This is a genomic window from Vandammella animalimorsus, assembly GCF_002285285.1.
GTDB classification, from domain to species: Bacteria; Pseudomonadota; Gammaproteobacteria; order Burkholderiales; family Burkholderiaceae_C; genus Lampropedia; species Lampropedia animalimorsus.
The window spans coordinates 79,237-95,214 of sequence record NZ_NSJF01000007.1; the positions used below are offsets into that span (position 1 = coordinate 79,237).

Here is a 15,978-nt window from a genome sequence, read left to right on the forward strand (position 1 = left end):
ACGGGGCGCTCAGGCCAGCGTGCAGCGCTGGGCTTGCTTGCCCCTGACAGGCGTCGCTGCGCTGGTGTTGACAGCGTGTGGCGCGCTGTCTGAGCAGCCGCGGCAGGCCCAGACGGAAGGTGTCGCAGCCCAGGCCGTGCCTGCAGGCGCTGCCGCAGAGGCCTTCAGCCCACCCGCCGCCCAGCGCCGCAGCAGCGGCGCCGAAGCGATGACCGATGCGACCATGGACGCAGCCCAAGGCAGTGCCCAGCCTGCCGCCGATGCTGCCGCAGGCGGCGCTACGGATGTGGCGGCCGATGCGGCCGACGATGCAGCTGCCGACGATGCCGAGCTGCAGCAGGGCGCGCAGGCGCCACTGTCTTTTACGGTGCAGGTGCGCAGCAGCCAGCGCGACATTGCCAAGCACTTGGAGCGCCACCTGGCGTTGCAACGCTATGTGCATTTCCCGGATTTGCGCGAGCTGGAGTTCAACCGGCTGATGGCCGAGGCCGACACCAATGCGCGCGATTTGCTCGCTGCGCTGGGGTATTTCAATCCACAGCTGGAGCTGCGCGTGGAGCAAGGCCAGGAGCAGGCGCCGCGCCGCATCGTGATCGAGGTCGATCCGGGGCCGCAGACCACGGTGGCCAGCCACCGCATCGAATTTGCCGAGCCCATGGCCAGCGATGCCCAGGCCCAGCCGCAGCGCGAGCGCATTGAGCGGCGCTGGTCGCTCAAGCCGGGCGATGCCTTCACGCAGTCGGCTTGGGACAGCGCCAAGAGCGAGGGGCTGCGCGTGCTGCAGCGCCGGCGCTACCCGACGGCGCAGATCGCCCACAGCCAGGCGCGCATTGACGCCGATGACAACCGCGCCACCCTGCACGTGGCCTATGACGCCGGCCCCTTGTACCGCTTTGGCCAGCTCAAGCTCACCGGCGTGCAGCGCTACGACGCCGAGGGCATTCGCAACATCGTGCGCCTGCCCCTCGGCGCAGACTACAGCGAGGACGTGCTGCTCGACGCCCAGCAGCGCCTGGCCAGCAGCGGTTATTTCGAGTCGGCATTTCTGATGCTCGACACCGAAAACAGCGACCCCGAAAACGCCACGGTGATTGCGCAGCTGCGCGAGGCCAAGCTGCAAAAGGCCGTGTTCGGCCTGGGCCTGAGCACCGATGCCGGGCCGCGCCTGTCGTTCGACCACACACACAACCGGCTTTGGCCGCTGGGCTGGCGCGCGCTCAGCCAAATCGCGCTGGACGCCAAGAACCAGAAGGCTTCGACCCAGTGGACGGCCATGCCCAACCGCGCCGGTTGGTCGTGGTACATGGGCGCGGCGCTGGAGCGCGCCGATGCCGGCGATTTCAAGTCCCAAAGCCTGGCGCTGGTGGGCGGGCGCAGCAAGTCCGTGGGCCACATCGAGCGGCGCTACTACCTGCAGTACGACATGGGCCGGCTCGAAGGCGGCGATGCGCCGGGCAGCGCATCGGCGCTGATGGCCAATTACGCCTGGACCGGGCGCTACTTCAACAACGACAGCAACCCCACGCGCGGCTACGGCCTGGGCGCGCAGGCTGGCCTGGGCATGACGCTGACGCCCTCGCAAGACCCCTTCCTGCGCCTGCACCTGCGCGGCATGTACTTCTGGCCCATGGGCGAGCGCAATGCCGCAGGGCGCCGCAGCCGCCTGGCGCTGCGCGGCGAGCTGGGCGCGGTGCTGGCCGATGACGATGTGGAAATCCCGCCAGCGCTGCTGTTTCTCACCGGCGGCGACACCACGGTGCGCGGCTACAGCTATCACAGCATCGGCACCCGCTCGCTGGCGGGCAAGCTCTACGGCGGGCGCTACATGGGCATTGGCAGCCTGGAGTGGCAGCGCCCCATCACGCTCATGGGCAACAGCGCCGATTGGGAGCACGCCGTGTTTCTCGACATGGGCACGGTGGCCGATCACTCCGGCCGCTCCGCGCTTTACACCGGCCTGGGCACGGGCATCCGCTGGAACAGCCCTGTTGGCCCCATGCAGGCAGACATCGCCTACGGCTTGAAAAAGCAGCAGCTGCGCTTGCACCTGCGCATGGGCTTTACTTTCTGAACAAGCGGCGCAGCGCGGCGCATGGCCCAGGGCCACGCCACGCTGCGCCGCCTGGCGCTTGAATGATGAACGATCACACCCGGGCGGATGCGCCGCCCACTGACCCCTCCATCGCCGCGGGCCGCGTGCCTGCGGCCCCGGCCGCCGGCCAGCCAGCGCGCCGCCCGCGCCGACGCTGGTTGCGCGCCTTGCTGTGGCTACTGCTGGGCCTGGTGCTGTTGCTGGCGTTGGCGCTGGGCGGGCTGTGGTGGTGGGCCAGCCGCGATGGCTCGCTGCCGCGCGCGCTGGCGCTGGCGCAGCGCTACCTGCCTGCCGGCCATACGCTTGACTACAGCCAGGCGCAAGGCTCCATCACCGGCGGCGGCCAGATCGGCACGTTGCAGTGGCAAATGCCCGGCGTGGCGCTGCACATCGACGATCTGCGGCTGGACTGGACGCTGTCCGAACTGCTGGGCCGCGCGCTGCACGTGCGCACTCTGCAGGCCGAGCGCCTGCATGTGCGCCTGACGCCCCAGCCCGATGCACCGCCCCCGCCTGAGCAGCAACCCTTTGTCATGCCCGACTCTCTGGCCCTGCCGCTGCGCAGCGTGCAATTGCCGCTGCAGGTGCAGACTTTGGAGATCGAAACCGTTGATGCCGCAGGCCAAAGCCAGATGCAGGTGCTGCAAAACCTGCGCGCGCACTACCGCTATGACGCGCCCTGGCACGCGCTGCAGCTGCACAGCCTGCACTATGGCCAAAGCCAGGCTCAGGGCCTGGTGCGGCTGCACGCCCAGCAGCTTGATCTACAGGCCACGCTGGGCGCCTGGCTGCACGACGTGGTGCCCCAGACGCCGCAGACCATGCAGGCCCTGCTGACGGCCGAGGGCACGCTGGCCGGCGGGCCCGATGCCCAGCTGCGCCTGCAATTGCAGGCGCAGGAGCGCGCCGCCACCGCCAGCGCCCCGGCCGATCTGCTGGCCGCCTGGGCTGTGGAGGCAGCAGAGACGGCAGCAGAGGCGAGCAAGGCCGCGCAGACCAGCGCCCCGCAAGCTGCGGCGGCCACAGATTCGGCCCCCCAAACAGCGGCCAAGACGCCAGCCAAGCCAGCGGTCAAGCCAGCCGCTAGCGCCGCAGCGCAGGCGCAATTGCAGCTGCAGGCCCAGATCCACCCCTGGCGCCGCCTGCCGCTGGGCCAGAGCCGCGTGCAGCTGGCGCACCTCAACGCCCAGGCCTTCCATGCCCAGGCCCCGGCCACCGATTTGTACGGCACGCTGACGCTGGCGCCGCAAAACCCAGCCCCGGCGGCGCAGGCGCAAGATCCGTGGGCCGCGCCCTGGCAACTGCAGGCCGAAATCGACAACCGCCAGCCCGGCAACTGGGATGCGCAGCGGCTGCCTGTGCGCCGCCTGCACGCGTTGCTGCACTATGCCCCCGAGGCCGTGCGCATCGAACAGGCCACCGTGGAACTCGAAGGCAGAGCCCCAGCCGGCCGGCTGCAACTGAGCGGCCAGGCCGATCCGCAGCGCTGGAATACGGCCGAGCTGGATCTGGCGCTGCATGCCATTGATCTGCAGGCCCTGCAGGCCAGCCTGCCGCACACGCGCCTGGGTGGCCAGGTCAAGCTGCGCCCGGCCCCAGGCGCACCCTTGGCCCAGGCGCCAGATGGCGCACCACATGGCGCGCAGCCCGATTGGCTGCAATCGCCCTGGCAGATCGACGCCGAGCTGCGCAACGCCCAGGCTGGGCCATTGGATCGGCAGCGCCTGCCACTGGCGCAGCTGCTGACGCAACTGCAGATCGCGCCCGAGCGCTGGAGCGTCCAAACCCTGCAGGCGCACTTTGGCGCCGCTGCCGCCAGCGCGGAGACTGCGGCCCAGGCCGGGCCGGCGCACCTGCAACTGCAAGGCCACTTCGCGCCGCAAACCCAGGCCTTGGCCGTGCAAGGCGAGCTGCAGCAACTGCCGCTGCAGGCCGTGCACGGCGAGCTGGCCAGCGCGCAAGCGCCCAGCCTGAGCGGGGCGTTCTCCGCCCAGGGCCAGCTGGAGCAGGACATCGCCTTCGAGGCCGACATTCGTGGCACTGGCGCGGCCCAGGCTGGGCCGGGCGCAGCCTGGGCCGTGCGCACCATCCAGGCCAAAGGCCGCTGGCAACCGCAGCTGCTGGACGTGCAGCAGCTGCAGCTGGACGCGCTGGGCGCCAAGGTCGAGGCCAGCAAACTGCAGGTGGCCTTGCCTGCGGCCGAGCGCATCGAGGCCGTGCTCAGCGCCAGCGCGCCTGGCCTGAGCCTGCAGGCCGACACGGCCATGCAGCAGGCCACGGGCGCAGGCAAGCTGGCGCTGCAGGTGGCCTCGGCCGAGCAACTGCTGGCCTGGCTGCGCGGGCTGCCCGTGGTCGGTGCGGCCTTGCCGCCGCTGCAGGCCCAAGGCGCGTTGCAGTTCGAGGCCGACTGGAATGGCGGCTGGCAGCAGTGGCTGCAAGGCCTGCAAAAGCCCGCCGCCCATCCGCAGCTGCGCCTGGCTGCCAAGGCGCACAGCCAGGGCCTGCGCATCGTGCTGCCCGCGGCCGACAGCCCCGCGCAAACCCAAGCCAAGGCCAAAGGCAAAACTCAGAAGAAAACGCCCGCCAGGTCAGCCGGCCAGGCCCCAGGCACGCAACTGGCCATCAAGGCCTTGCAGCTGCAGCTTGAAGGCAATCTGGCTGCCGCCACGCTGGCTTTGCATGGCGATGTGCGCGCCAACGATGCGCAGGCCGTGCTGGATGCGCGTGCGCGCATGAGCCAGGCCCAGGCCACAGGCGGCGCAACTGCCGCCTGGGACATTGCCATCGAGCAACTGGGCGCGGCTGCCACGCTGCCCGGCCAGGCCGGGCCCTGGCGCTTGCAAGTGGCCGATGGCCTGCGCCTGAAGCTGCAAAACGGCCAGGCGCTGCGCGTGGATGCCACGGCCGGCCAGGCCAGCCTGACGCCGCCGGCGCAGGTGGCCCGCCAGGGCGAGGCGCTGCAGCTGCGCTGGGAGCCGCTGCAATGGCAGCAGCGCCCAGGCGGCGCCATGCAGTTGCAAAGCCGCGGCCAGTTCAGCGGCCTGGTGGTTGGCTGGGTCGATGCGCTGCTGCCGCAGCAGCGCCCCTTGCAGGCTGCGGGCCTGCACTCCAGCCTGGTGCTGCAAGGCAATTGGGACATCGACATGGGCCAGCAGCTGCGCGTGCAGGCCGCGCTGCAGCGCAGCAGCGGCGAGCTGTGGCTGGGCGAGCCATCGGCCGCGCAAGCCGCAGCGGCTGTGGCCCCGGGCACGACGGTGCAAAGCAACGCACCGCGCCGGCGCGGCGTGGCCGCAGGCATCAAGAATCTGGCGCTGCGCCTGCAATCGCAGGGTGAGCAGTTGCAGGCCACGCTCGATTGGGACACCGAGCGCGCCGGCACCGTGCAGGCGCAGGTGCAGACGCGGCTGGCCCAGCAGGGCGGTGGCTGGGCCTTGCCAGCCGATGCGCCGCTGGACGGCCGCGTGCAGGCCAAGGTGCAGGATTTGGGCGTTTGGGCTGGCTTGGCGCCACTGGGCTGGCGCATTGCCGGCGCGCTGGAGGCCGACGTGCGGCTGGCCGGCACGCTGCAGGCGCCGCAGTTGCAGGGGCCCATCCGGGCGCGCCAGCTCAATGTGCGCTCGGTGCTCGATGGGGTGGACTTGCACGATGGTCGCCTTGAGGCCCAGCTCCAGGGCAGTCGCCTGCAGATCGAAGAGCTGGTGCTGCACGGCGGCACGGGCAGCAATGCCTACGTGCCCGGCCTGAGCGGCAACCGCACGCCCGCGCCGGTGGAGCGCGGCCGCATGGTGGCCAGCGGCGTGCTCGATTGGAGTGGCGTGGGCGCAGCCGGGGCAGCCGGCACGGGCCTGGCGCTGGATGTGAAGGCGCAGCTGGAGCAAATGCAGGTGCTGGTGCGCAACGATCGGCAAATGAGCCTGAGCGGCACGCTGCAGGCGGCGCTGGCTGGTGGCGCGCTGCGCGTGCGCGGCGACGTGCGGGTCGATCGCGCTGCCATCACCTTGCCCGAATCCCAAGCGCCAGTGCTGGGCGACGACGTGCTGGTGGTGCGCCGTGGCGTGCCGCAAGATCAGGTCGCGCCCAAGAGTGCGAAGCAACGGGCTGAAGAACGGGCCGAGAAGCAGGCCGAGCAGGAAGAGGGCGAGCAACCGCGCGGCCAGCTGAAAACGGCCAAGCCCATGGATTTGCGCATTCAGCTTGACCTGGGGCGCGACTTCGCATTGCAGGGCTATGGCATCACCACGCGTCTGGAAGGCAATCTGACCGTGACCAGCACTGCCAAGGGGCCAGGGCCGGTGAGCGTGGTCGGCGAGATTCGCACCGACGAGGGTCGTTACCGCGCCTGGGGCCAGGCGCTGAATGTGGAGCGCGGCGTGGTGCGCTTCAATGGCCCGTACGCCAACCCCTCCATCGACATGCTGGCGGTGCGCCCGAACATCGACGTGCGCGCCGGCGTGCGCGTCACCGGCACGGCGCAGGCGCCGCGTGTGCGGCTGTACTCCGAGCCTTCGCTGCCCGAGTCCGAGGCCTTGTCCTGGGTCGTGCTGGGGCGTGCGCCGGGCGCGGGTTCGGGCGGCGGCAACGCCATGCAGCAGGCGGCGCTGGGCTTGCTCGCTGGCAGCGTGGGCGACAGCCTGGCCGGTGGCCTGGGCTTTGACGAAGTGGGCCTGAGCCAGAGCGGGGTCTCCATCGGCAAGCGCCTGTCTGACCAGCTCTACATCACCTACGAGGCCGGTCTGTCAGGCGCTGCCAGCACGCTGTACGTGTTCTATGACATCACGCGGCGGCTGACGGCGCGCGGCCAAACGGGCCAGACCAGTGCGGTGGATTTGATCTACACCATCAGCTACGACTGAGCCACACCCAGCCTACGACCAAGCCCTGCTGCGGCAGGGCTGCCACCAACAACGCCCCTGCACCATGACCCATCCCGTTTTCGAGGCGCTGCTGCCGGTGGTGCTGCTGATCGCCCTGGGCTACTGCGTGGGCCGCAAGGGCTGGGTGGGCGCGGCGGCCACCAAGGATTTGTCCAATTTGGTGTTTTTGGTGCTGGCGCCGGCGCTGCTGTTTCGCACCATGAGCGGCGTGCGCGTGCAGGACATCGACTTCCGCCCGGTGCTGGTGTACTTCGGCGCCATGTGGCTGGTGTTTGGCGCAGTGCTTTGGCGCCTGGGGCTGACGCGCCGCGCCGCCGTGCTGGGCCTGGCGGCCACCTTTTCCAACACCTTGATGATCGGCGTGCCGCTGGTGGGCCTGGCCTATGGCCAGCAGGGCCTGGTGACGCTGTTTGCGCTGGTCTCGCTGCACGCTTTCGTGATGCTGACCATGGTGACCGTGGTGTTGGAATTTGCCGTGCTGGCCGAACAGCAGCGCGCTGCAGACGGCAGCGCGGCCGCTGCGCTGCACTGGCCGGCGCGGCTGCGCAAGCTGGCGCTGACGGTGGCGCGCGCCGGCCGGGCCTCGCTGCTGCACCCGGTGCCGCTGCCCATCCTCTGCGGCCTGCTGTTTGCGCAGACCGGCCTGCAGCTGCCAAGTGTGATCGACCGGCCGCTGCAGCTGCTGGGCGCGGCCTTTGGCCCGGTGGCGCTGCTGCTGGTGGGCATCAGCCTGGCGGGCACGGCCCTGGGCGGCCATTGGCGCGTGGCGCTGGGCCTGATGCTGATGAAGAATCTGCTGCACCCGCTGGTGCTGGCGCTGCTGGGGCTGGCCCTGGGCTTTGCCGGCGTGCCCTTTGCGGTGATGGTGCTGGCCGCCAGCCTGCCCATTGGCGCCAACGTTTACCTGTACGCCATGCGTTACCGCGTGGCCGAGGAGGAAGTCACCGCCGCCATTGCCATGTCCACCATGCTGGGCGTGGCCACGGTGGCGCTGGTCATGGCCTTGGTGCCTTATTTGCCATAGGCGCAGCGTTGCACTGTCCGGCTGGATTCGAGCAGACCTTGCCGAGCGGCTCTGGGCAGGCGCTCAGCCCATGGCCCACTGCGTGAGTGTGTGGATGACCAGCCCCACCAGGCCGCCCACCAGCGTGCCGTTGATGCGGATGTATTGCAGGTCGCGGCCCAGGTGGGTCTCCACCTCCTCGATCAGCTCGCGCGTGTCCCACTGGCCGACGCGCTCGCTGATGTAGCGGCGGATGGCCGGGCGGTAGCGCTCGACGATCTGCGGGCCCAGCTCCTGCACCTGCGCGTTGAGCCATTGCTGCATTTGCGGGTTGTCTTGCAGCTCACGCCCCAGGTGGGTGATGCCGGCGATCAGGCGCTGGTGCAGGCTGGAGTGCGGGTCCTGCACGTCGCGCTCCAGCCAGCGCAGCAGGTCGCCCCAGAGCGCCTGCAGATACTCGTTCAGGGCCGGGTGTTGCAGCAGGTCATCGCGCACCTGGTTGGCTTTTTGCTGCAGCTGCGGGTCGTTGCGCAGGCGCTCGATCCAGTCGCGCACGGCGCGGTCCAGGCGCTGGCGCAGCGGGTGCTCGGGCGACTCGCCCATCTCGGCCAGGTTGCGTGCGATGGCGGCGACGATCTTGCGTGTGGTCAGGCGCGCGGCGGCCTGGTCCAGCGCCAGGTAGCGCAGCGCGCGCAGCTCGCGCGCAATGGCCTGGGTGATGTGCTGTTGGGCGCTGTCGCTTTCGACCACGCCGGCCAGCTGGGTCAGCATTTCGTCGAGCAGGCTCTGGTGGCGCTGTTCGGCGGTGAGCGCATCGAGCACTGCGGCGCTGCTGTGCGAGACGTCGATCTGCTGCAGTGCGGTGCGCACGTTGCGCGTGAAGAAGCTGCGCACGCGCTCGTCGTCCAGCGCCGTCAGCCCAAATTGCGCCGTGGCCACCATGGGCTGCACCAGCGCGCGGGCGTTGTCTGGTTGCTGCAGCCATTGCGCCAGCCAGGGCGCAGCATTCCAGCGGAGCAGGCGCTCGCGCACATGCTGGCCGCTGAGGAAGTTGCGGTCTAGGAAATCGGCCAAGCCCGTGCCCAAGCGCTGCTGGTTTTTGGCCAGCACCGCCGTGTGAGGAATGGGCAAGCCCATGGGATGGCGAAACAGTGCCACGACGGCAAACCAATCGGCCAGCGCACCGACCATGCCGGCCTCGGCAAAGGCTGCCACATACGGCCAGGCCGGGTGCTGTGCACTCAAGGCAGTGGCAACGACGTAGGTGATGGTGACGATGAGCAGCAGGAACAGGGCAATGGAATGTCGCATGGCTGAAAAATGGTGCAGTGGCGGTGTGGTGGGCAAGGGGGCGCAGGGGCGCATCTTGCCAGAGCCTGCTGCGGCCGCAGCAATGGCCGCCAGGCGGTGCTGGCATTGCAATGGTGGTATCGTGCGCCAAGCCTTCGAGCAGGCTCTTGACTCCACGAGACACCCCTCTGATTTATGAAGCTGATTGATTCCATCGTTGACCAGGCGCAGGAGCTGGTGGCATTGCGCAAGGACATCCACGCCCACCCGGAGCTGGGTTTTGAAGAACACCGCACGGCCGAGTTGGTCGCCCAGCGCCTGACGCAGTGGGGCATCCCCGTGCACCGTGGCCTGGGGGTGACCGGGGTGGTGGGCATCGTGCACGGCCGCGATGGCGGCGCCAGCGGCAAGGCCATCGGCCTGCGCGCCGACATGGACGCGCTGCCCATGCAAGAGTTCAACACCTTTGAGCACGCCAGCCAGACGCCGGGCAAGATGCACGCCTGCGGCCACGATGGCCATACGGCCATGCTGCTGGCAGCGGCGGCGCACTGGGCGCATGGCCGCCACCGTGATTTCGACGGCACGGTGTATTTGATCTTTCAGCCGGCCGAGGAAGGCGGCGGCGGCGCGCGGGAGATGGTGCAGCAGGGCCTGTTCGAGCAATTCCCGATGGATGCGGTCTTTGGCATGCACAACTGGCCGGGTATGCCGGTGGGCAGCATGGCTGTGGGCGCCGGGCCGGTGATGGCTTCGTCCAACGAATTCTGCGTGCGCATCCGTGGCAAGGGCGGGCACGCCGCAATGCCCAATCTGGCCGTGGATCCGATGCCCGTGGCCTGCCAGATGGTGCTGGCCTTTCAGACCATCGTCAGCCGCAACGTCAAGCCGTTGGACACGGCCGTGTTGTCGGTGACCATGGTGCATGGCGGCGAGGCCAACAACGTCATCCCCGATGCCTGTGAGCTGCACGGCACGGTGCGCACCTTCCGCACCGAGGTGCTGGACCTGGTCGAGGCGCGCATGCGCAAGCTGGCGCTGGACATCGGCAGCGCTTTCGATTGCGAGGTGGAGTTCGTTTTCGAGCGCAATTACCCGGCCACCGTCAACAGCGAGGCCGAGGCGGCGCTGGCGCAGCGCGTCATGCACGACATGCTCGGCCCCGAGCACACCCTGGTACAAGAGCCGTCGATGGGGGCGGAGGATTTCTCCTTCATGCTGCTGGAAAAGCCCGGCGCCTATTGCTTTATCGGCAATGGCGATGGCGGGCACCGCGTGGAGGGCCATGGCGTGGGCCCTTGCCTGCTGCACAACCCCAGCTATGACTTCAACGACGCGCTGATCCCGCTGGGCGGCAGCTACTGGGTGCGCTTGGCCGAGCGCTGGTTTGCCGAGCAGGCCAGTCAGTAATGGTTTGACTGGATGGAACATGCACCGGGCGCCTTGAGGCGCCCGTGGTGTTTTAGGGCCGGGGCCGGACTTTCAGCGCCCGGAGGCGCCGCTGGCCTGCGGCGGCTGCAGGCCGTAGTCGGCGTCCTTCCACTGCGCGGGGCGGCTGGTGTTGGCCACGGCTTGCATCAGCGAAGGCATCATGGTGTCGCCGTGCGTCAGGTCGGGCCAGAGCTGGAACTGGGCCTGCAGCCCAGGCCAGCGCAGCGCGGCCAGTTGCTGGGCCATCTCGCGCGCGCGGGTGATTTGCAGGCGCACCGTGTGGCGCTGGCCGGTGGGCGGCGCATGGGCCGGGCGGCCTTGGGCGCTGGGCTCTTCGAGCGAGCCTGCGTAAAGGAACACCTGAGCCTGACCGCTGGGCTGTGCGCCGCCGTAGTGGCTGGCATAGCGCTGCGTGAAGCGGGCCTGCTCTTGCAGCAGGTAGGCGTCGTGCCACCAGATCGAAGGACTGGCAGCGTAATACTGGCCAAACAGCGCCGGGCGGGTGAAGAGCGCATGCAGCACGAACAGCCCGCTGAGCGAATGGCCGAACAGGCCCAGGCGCTGCCTGTTCAGCGGCAGGCGCTGCGCCCAGTCGGCCAACAGCACGTGCTCCAGAAAATCCAGCAAGCGATCAGCGCCGCCTTCGGGAGCCTGCACGCCTGGTGCGGGCGGGGTGTAGTCGCGGCGGCGGCTGGTGGCATCGAACAAAGCATCGCCTGGGTGGCCGATGCCGATGATGACGCTGGGCTGGCCGCGCACATAGACTGGGCGCGTTTGCTGCAGCCGCGCCCATTGCGCCGCCAGCGGGAAGATGGCATTGCCGTCCAATACAACCAGCGCCGGGTAGCCCTCGGGCGGGGCGGGTTGTTCGGGCATTTGCAACCAGATGCGCCAGCGCTGGCCGCTGGCGTGGTCTTCCCAATCGAACCAGCCAGCACCGTCGATGCGCGCTGGGTGCATGGGCAGATCGGCCAGGGGGTGGGGCGAGGGCAGGGGGCTTGCTGAGGACATGGGTGGGCGCGGGCCTGCGCAGCCGCTCAAAGCCAGGCCGGCGCCCAGCCCCAGGCCAATGCGCAAGGCGGCACGGCGTGAGGCGGTAAAGGGCAGGGCGGTGGCAAGGGGGCTGTTGGGCATGGTGGTGAATGTGAGAACAGGCTTTTACAGCGCCAGCGCGTAGCCGATGGTCAGCGGTGCGTGGTCGGAGAACTTCTGCCCTTTGTAGATCGACTCGGTGCGCGCCTGCGCGGCCAGCGCTGGCGTGGCCAGGTGGTAGTCCAGGCGCCAGCCCACGTTGTTGGCGTAGGCCTGGCCGCGATTGCTCCACCAGGTGTAGCAGCTGTCGGTGGCCTCGGGCTGCAGCGTGCGGTAGACGTCCACCAGCGGTTCGCGGTGCTCATCGCGCTCGCTCAGCAGCTTGGTCATCCAGGCCCGCTCCTCGGGCAGAAAGCCGCTGTTCTTCTGATTGCTGCGCCAGTTTTTCAGGTCAATGGCTTGGTGCGCGATGTTGATGTCGCCGCACAGGATGAACTCGCGCTGCCGTTGCAAGGCGTTCAGATAGGGGAAGAAGCCATCGAGAAAACGGTACTTGGCCGCCTGACGCTCTTCGCCGGATGAGCCGCTGGGAAAGTAGGCGCTGATGATGGACAGGCGCCGCGTCGGGGTGTCAAAGCGCAGTTCGATGCAGCGCCCTTCGGCGTCAAACTCGCCCTGATCCCAGCCGTAGCGCACGTCGCTGGGCGTGTGGCGCGTGTAGATGCCTACGCCCGAATAGCCTTTTTTCTGTGCCAGGTGGAAGTAACCTTGCATGCCCGCCAGGCAGGTCAGCTGGGCTTTTTCCAGGTCGGGCAGTTGCGCCTTGACTTCCTGCACACACATACAATCCGGGCGCTTTTCCTCCAGCCACGGCACCAGCCCTTTGCTGACGGCCGAGCGAATGCCATTGAGGTTGAGGCTGGTGAGCTGGAACAAATCGTTGGGCATGCAAGCGTGCAAAGGACAGTGAATGAGTAATCGCCCCTCCCCCCCCGAGGCCCAGGCCGATGCCGGCCAGGCCGCGCATGAGTTCGTGCAATTTGCCATCGAAAGCGGTGTGCTGTGCTTTGGCCAGTTCACCACCAAGGCGGGGCGGCAAAGCCCGTATTTCTTCAATGCGGGCCTGTTCAATGATGGCCGCAAGCTGTTGCGGCTGGCGCAATTCTATGCAAACGCCATCGTGCGCAGCGGCATCGAGTTCGATATGGTGTTCGGCCCGGCCTACAAGGGCATCGTGCTGGCGGCGGCAGTCTCCATGGAGCTGGCGCGCCTGGGCCACAACGTGCCCTATGCCTATAACCGTAAGGAGGCCAAGGACCACGGCGAAGGCGGCACGCTGGTGGGCGCGCCGCTGCAGGGGAGGGTGCTGATCGTCGATGACGTGATCTCCGCAGGCACGGCCGTGCGCGAGGCCATGGCCCTGATCCGCAGCGCCGGCGCCACGCCGCATGCACTGGCCATCGCGCTGGATCGCCAGGAAATGGCCACCGAAAATGGCCATGACGTGCCCTACAGCGCCGTGCAATACGTGCAACAGCATTTGGGTGTGCAGGTGTGTGCCGTGGCGGGGCTGGGCGACATCCTGGGTTTTCTGGAACAATGCGGCACCCAGACGGCAGCGCAGCAGCAACTGCGCCAGCACCATGAGGCGGTGCTGGCCTACCGGCAGCGCTACGGGGTATAAGGGTCTGTTCAAAATCTCGGCACGGCGGGCAACGAAGCAGGGGCCTGAATCCGCAGAAGCGCACGCCGCCGCGATCCGTGCAGGCCTTTCTTAAGCGTTGCCACGCAAGGTGTGTGGGCCTGCGCAGCGCCATTTGCAAAAAACACAATGACAAGCAAAACGCCATGAAGAAATTGCATTCTCTCGCCGCCATTCCAGTCTGGGCGCTGGGCATGTTGCTGCTGCCGTGGCAGGAGGTGGCGGCGCAGCAGCAGGAGCGCAGCCGTATCTACACCTGTGTGGTCAACGGCCGCACGCTGACCTCGGATCGGCCGATCCGCGAATGCATTGACCGTGAGCAGCGCATTCTCGATGGCGTCACCGGCCACCAGCAGGGCACGCGCGCGCCCAGCTACACCGAAGAAGAGCTCAAGGTCATCCGCGCGCGCGAGCAGGCCCTCAAGGATGAGCAGCGCCGCGTGCGCGAGCAGCGCCAGCGAGAGCGCGTGCTGATGGCGCGCTACCCCGATGAAAAAGCCCACAACGCAGCGCGCGAAAGCGCCAAACAGACACTGCGCGATGTGATTAAAGGCGGTGAGCTGCGCCTGAAGCATCTGGCAGAAGAAAAGCAGCGCCTGCAGCAGGAGCTGGAGTTTTACCAGGGCGATATGAAAAAGGCGCCTGCCATCCTGCGCCGTCAGTTCCAGACCAACCAAAAGGAAACTGAAGAACAGCAGCGCTTCATCGACGGCAAGCGCGAAGAGGAAACCCGCATTGACCGCCAATTCAATGCCGAGCTTGAAGAGCTCAAGCGCCTGTGGGTGGCGAAATAATCTGATGGCTACTGGCTTGCTTCGCTTTTTAGTCAGCGCTCTGGCTTAGGAGCAAACAAAGCCCCTTTAAAGGGGCTTTGTCTTGGCTTGCTGGGTGGTTCGGCGATGACGTGTGTGCAGGCCTCTCCTGGCAAGGGGCAATCAGCCTGCAGGCGGCGCGGCTTCAACGCCGGGCGCTGCATCGGGCGCGGGCAGGCGCCGCAGGCGTGCGCGCATCAGCATGTGCTCGGTGGCCTGGAGAGTTTGTCCATACATCTCGGCAAACTGCGCGAGTTCGGCGCCGCTGGCCTCGAAAGCCTCCAGCATGGCTTGCTCGCGTGCAGCCTGCAACGTGGCCTGTTCGATGGCAGTCTGCAGCATGGCCTGGATGTCTGGGTCTCGGCTTTGGATGGCCTGGGCATAGGCTTGTGCCGCAAGGCCTGAGCGCTCGATGGCCTTGCCCAGGCGCTGCATGAACCATTCACGTGCCTGCTCTTGCAGGGCCGGCCGCTGCGACTCCTGCGCAGCCTGTGCGGCCCGGCGCTGTTTGCGTCGGTACAGCTCGGCCAGGGCGTGGAAGCTGTGCTCTGCCGCCATGGGCTCGACGGCGTGCAACTGCAAATCACGCCGCGCCTGGTTGTTGGCCACTGCCTGCAAATAGCGCTGCGAGCGTGTATGCAGGCCCAGCGCTTGCTTGAGAGCCTCGGTCTCCAGCTCTGGATGGGCGTTCACCAAGTCCTGAAAGATGCCACGCTTGAGCGGCAGCGGGTGCTCGCCAAACAGCTTGGGGTAGCGTTGCGCCAGCTCGGCCAACAGCGCGTGCGCGGCGGTGTTGCGACCAGGCTTGCCCCGCTGGGCCCGAGCGGACGGAGTCGGGCTGGTCTGGGCGTCAGCGGCGGCAATTGCAGCAGCTGGAATGGATGTGGCTGCGCCTTCGGGCGCGGGGGCAAAGGCAGAGTGCGGCATGGCGTGGGTTTTTGGGGCGATTGAGCCGATGAGTGGTGTTGGCAGCGATTGTTGGCGGGCAATGCAAGAGGCATCAGCACTTGATGCCGACGTGCAGTGCAGCAATGCCGCCAGTGAGGTTGTGAATGTCCACATGGCCAAAGCCGGCCTCGTGCATCATGCCTTTGAGCGTGGCCTGATCGGGGTGCATGCGGATGGATTCAGCCAGATAGCGGTAGCTCTCAGAATCGCCCGCAATCCATTGCCCCAGCCGGGGCAGTACCGCAAACGAATACCAGTCATAGGGTTTTTGCAATGGCGGCGCCACACGTGAAAACTCCAGCACCAGCAGCTTGCCGCCAGGCTTGAGCACGCGCTGCATTTCGCGCAGCGCCAAGTCTTTGTGCGTCATGTTGCGCAGACCGAAGGCCACGCTGACGACGTCGAACTGGTCCTGCGCAAAAGGCAGATGCTCAGCATCGCACACCAGCGTCGGCAGGATTTGCCCTCGGTTGAGCAGGCGGTTGCGCCCGGTGCGCAGCATGGCCTCGTTGATGTCGGTGTGCACCACCAGGCCACTGCGCCCGACCTTCTTGGCAAACGCACTGGCCAGATCGCCTGTGCCGCCGGCGATGTCCAGCGCCTTTTGCCCCTCGCGCAGATTGGCGACCAGCACGGTATAGGCCTTCCAGGCGCGGTGCAGGCCCGCCGACATCAAATCGTTCATGACGTCGTACTTCGGGGCGACGGAATCGAAGACCTGGCGGACCTTGCCGGCCTTCTCCTCTTCATTGACAGTCTGAAAGCCAAAATGGGTCGTGTTCATGGCAAAGCGG

The 15,978-nt window shown here is 67.7% G+C and carries 11 protein-coding genes; 6 read left to right on the top strand and 5 right to left on the bottom strand.

Features of this window, described 5'->3' with window-relative positions:
- The first annotated feature begins 136 nt into the window (after nt 1-136).
- The 3 genes from CK620_RS12405 (at nt 137) to CK620_RS12415 (ending at nt 7,990) form a co-directional block, all read left to right on the top strand.
- Nucleotides 137-2,071, top strand: a complete 1,935-nt coding sequence (locus tag CK620_RS12405) for an autotransporter assembly complex protein TamA (protein WP_179290655.1) — start codon at nt 137-139, stop codon at nt 2,069-2,071.
- 65 nt (nt 2,072-2,136) lie between these two features.
- Nucleotides 2,137-6,945 (top strand): translocation/assembly module TamB domain-containing protein, encoded by a 4,809-nt coding sequence (locus CK620_RS12410; protein WP_143326098.1) that lies wholly within the window; start codon nt 2,137-2,139, stop codon nt 6,943-6,945.
- Nucleotides 6,946-7,009: 64 nt separating this feature from the next.
- The gene (locus CK620_RS12415) at nt 7,010-7,990 is read left to right on the top strand and encodes an AEC family transporter (RefSeq protein ID WP_095550562.1); all 981 of its coding nucleotides are present in this window, start codon (nt 7,010-7,012) and stop codon (nt 7,988-7,990) included.
- 63 nt (nt 7,991-8,053) lie between these two features.
- Here CK620_RS12415 and CK620_RS12420 read toward each other — a convergent pair whose 3' ends face one another.
- Nucleotides 8,054-9,280: a DUF445 domain-containing protein gene (locus CK620_RS12420; protein ID WP_095550591.1), complete on the bottom strand. Its 1,227-nt coding sequence runs from the start codon at nt 9,278-9,280 to the stop codon at nt 8,054-8,056.
- A gap of 174 nt (nt 9,281-9,454) precedes the next feature.
- On the opposite strand from CK620_RS12420, the gene CK620_RS12425 reads away from it, so the two are divergent.
- Complete coding sequence (locus CK620_RS12425) at nt 9,455-10,669, top strand: M20 aminoacylase family protein (protein ID WP_095550563.1); 1,215 nt, start codon at nt 9,455-9,457, stop codon at nt 10,667-10,669.
- 72 nt (nt 10,670-10,741) lie between these two features.
- Here CK620_RS12425 and CK620_RS12430 read toward each other — a convergent pair whose 3' ends face one another.
- Both CK620_RS12430 and CK620_RS12435 read right to left on the bottom strand, forming a co-directional pair.
- Entirely contained in the window at nt 10,742-11,824 is a 1,083-nt protein-coding gene (locus CK620_RS12430; protein WP_095550564.1) for an alpha/beta hydrolase, read from the bottom strand.
- Between the two features lie 24 nt (nt 11,825-11,848).
- Nucleotides 11,849-12,670, bottom strand: a complete 822-nt coding sequence (locus CK620_RS12435) for an exodeoxyribonuclease III (protein ID WP_172424495.1) — start codon at nt 12,668-12,670, stop codon at nt 11,849-11,851.
- A 22-nt stretch (nt 12,671-12,692) separates the two neighbouring features.
- On the opposite strand from CK620_RS12435, the gene pyrE reads away from it, so the two are divergent.
- Nucleotides 12,693-13,406: an orotate phosphoribosyltransferase gene (gene pyrE / locus CK620_RS12440; protein ID WP_095550565.1), complete on the top strand. Its 714-nt coding sequence runs from the start codon at nt 12,693-12,695 to the stop codon at nt 13,404-13,406.
- Nucleotides 13,407-13,570: 164 nt separating this feature from the next.
- The gene (locus CK620_RS12445) at nt 13,571-14,218 is read left to right on the top strand and encodes a DUF4124 domain-containing protein (RefSeq protein WP_143326099.1); all 648 of its coding nucleotides are present in this window, start codon (nt 13,571-13,573) and stop codon (nt 14,216-14,218) included.
- Nucleotides 14,219-14,359: 141 nt separating this feature from the next.
- Here CK620_RS12445 and CK620_RS12450 read toward each other — a convergent pair whose 3' ends face one another.
- The gene (locus CK620_RS12450) at nt 14,360-15,163 is read right to left on the bottom strand and encodes a ProQ/FINO family protein (protein WP_179290656.1); all 804 of its coding nucleotides are present in this window, start codon (nt 15,161-15,163) and stop codon (nt 14,360-14,362) included.
- Nucleotides 15,164-15,236: 73 nt separating this feature from the next.
- Nucleotides 15,237-15,968, bottom strand: coding sequence for a bifunctional demethylmenaquinone methyltransferase/2-methoxy-6-polyprenyl-1,4-benzoquinol methylase UbiE (gene ubiE, locus CK620_RS12455; RefSeq protein ID WP_095543098.1), 732 nt, complete (start codon nt 15,966-15,968; stop codon nt 15,237-15,239).
- Nucleotides 15,969-15,978 lie beyond the last annotated feature (10 nt).

What these genes read in the sequence shown, in the direction of transcription:
- CK620_RS12410 (WP_143326098.1), top strand. Translation starts at nt 2,137, where the DNA reads ATGAACGATCACACCCGGGCGGATGCGCCGCCCACTGACCCCTCCATC.
- CK620_RS12415 (WP_095550562.1), top strand. Translation starts at nt 7,010, where the DNA reads ATGACCCATCCCGTTTTCGAGGCGCTGCTGCCGGTGGTGCTGCTGATC.
- CK620_RS12420 (WP_095550591.1), bottom strand. Translation starts at nt 9,280, where the DNA reads ATGCGACATTCCATTGCCCTGTTCCTGCTGCTCATCGTCACCATCACC.
- CK620_RS12425 (WP_095550563.1), top strand. Translation starts at nt 9,455, where the DNA reads ATGAAGCTGATTGATTCCATCGTTGACCAGGCGCAGGAGCTGGTGGCA.
- CK620_RS12430 (WP_095550564.1), bottom strand. Translation starts at nt 11,824, where the DNA reads ATGCCCAACAGCCCCCTTGCCACCGCCCTGCCCTTTACCGCCTCACGC.
- CK620_RS12435 (WP_172424495.1), bottom strand. Translation starts at nt 12,670, where the DNA reads ATGCCCAACGATTTGTTCCAGCTCACCAGCCTCAACCTCAATGGCATT.
- pyrE (WP_095550565.1), top strand. Translation starts at nt 12,693, where the DNA reads ATGAGTAATCGCCCCTCCCCCCCCGAGGCCCAGGCCGATGCCGGCCAG.
- CK620_RS12445 (WP_143326099.1), top strand. Translation starts at nt 13,571, where the DNA reads ATGAAGAAATTGCATTCTCTCGCCGCCATTCCAGTCTGGGCGCTGGGC.
- CK620_RS12450 (WP_179290656.1), bottom strand. Translation starts at nt 15,163, where the DNA reads ATGCCGCACTCTGCCTTTGCCCCCGCGCCCGAAGGCGCAGCCACATCC.
- ubiE (WP_095543098.1), bottom strand. Translation starts at nt 15,968, where the DNA reads ATGAACACGACCCATTTTGGCTTTCAGACTGTCAATGAAGAGGAGAAG.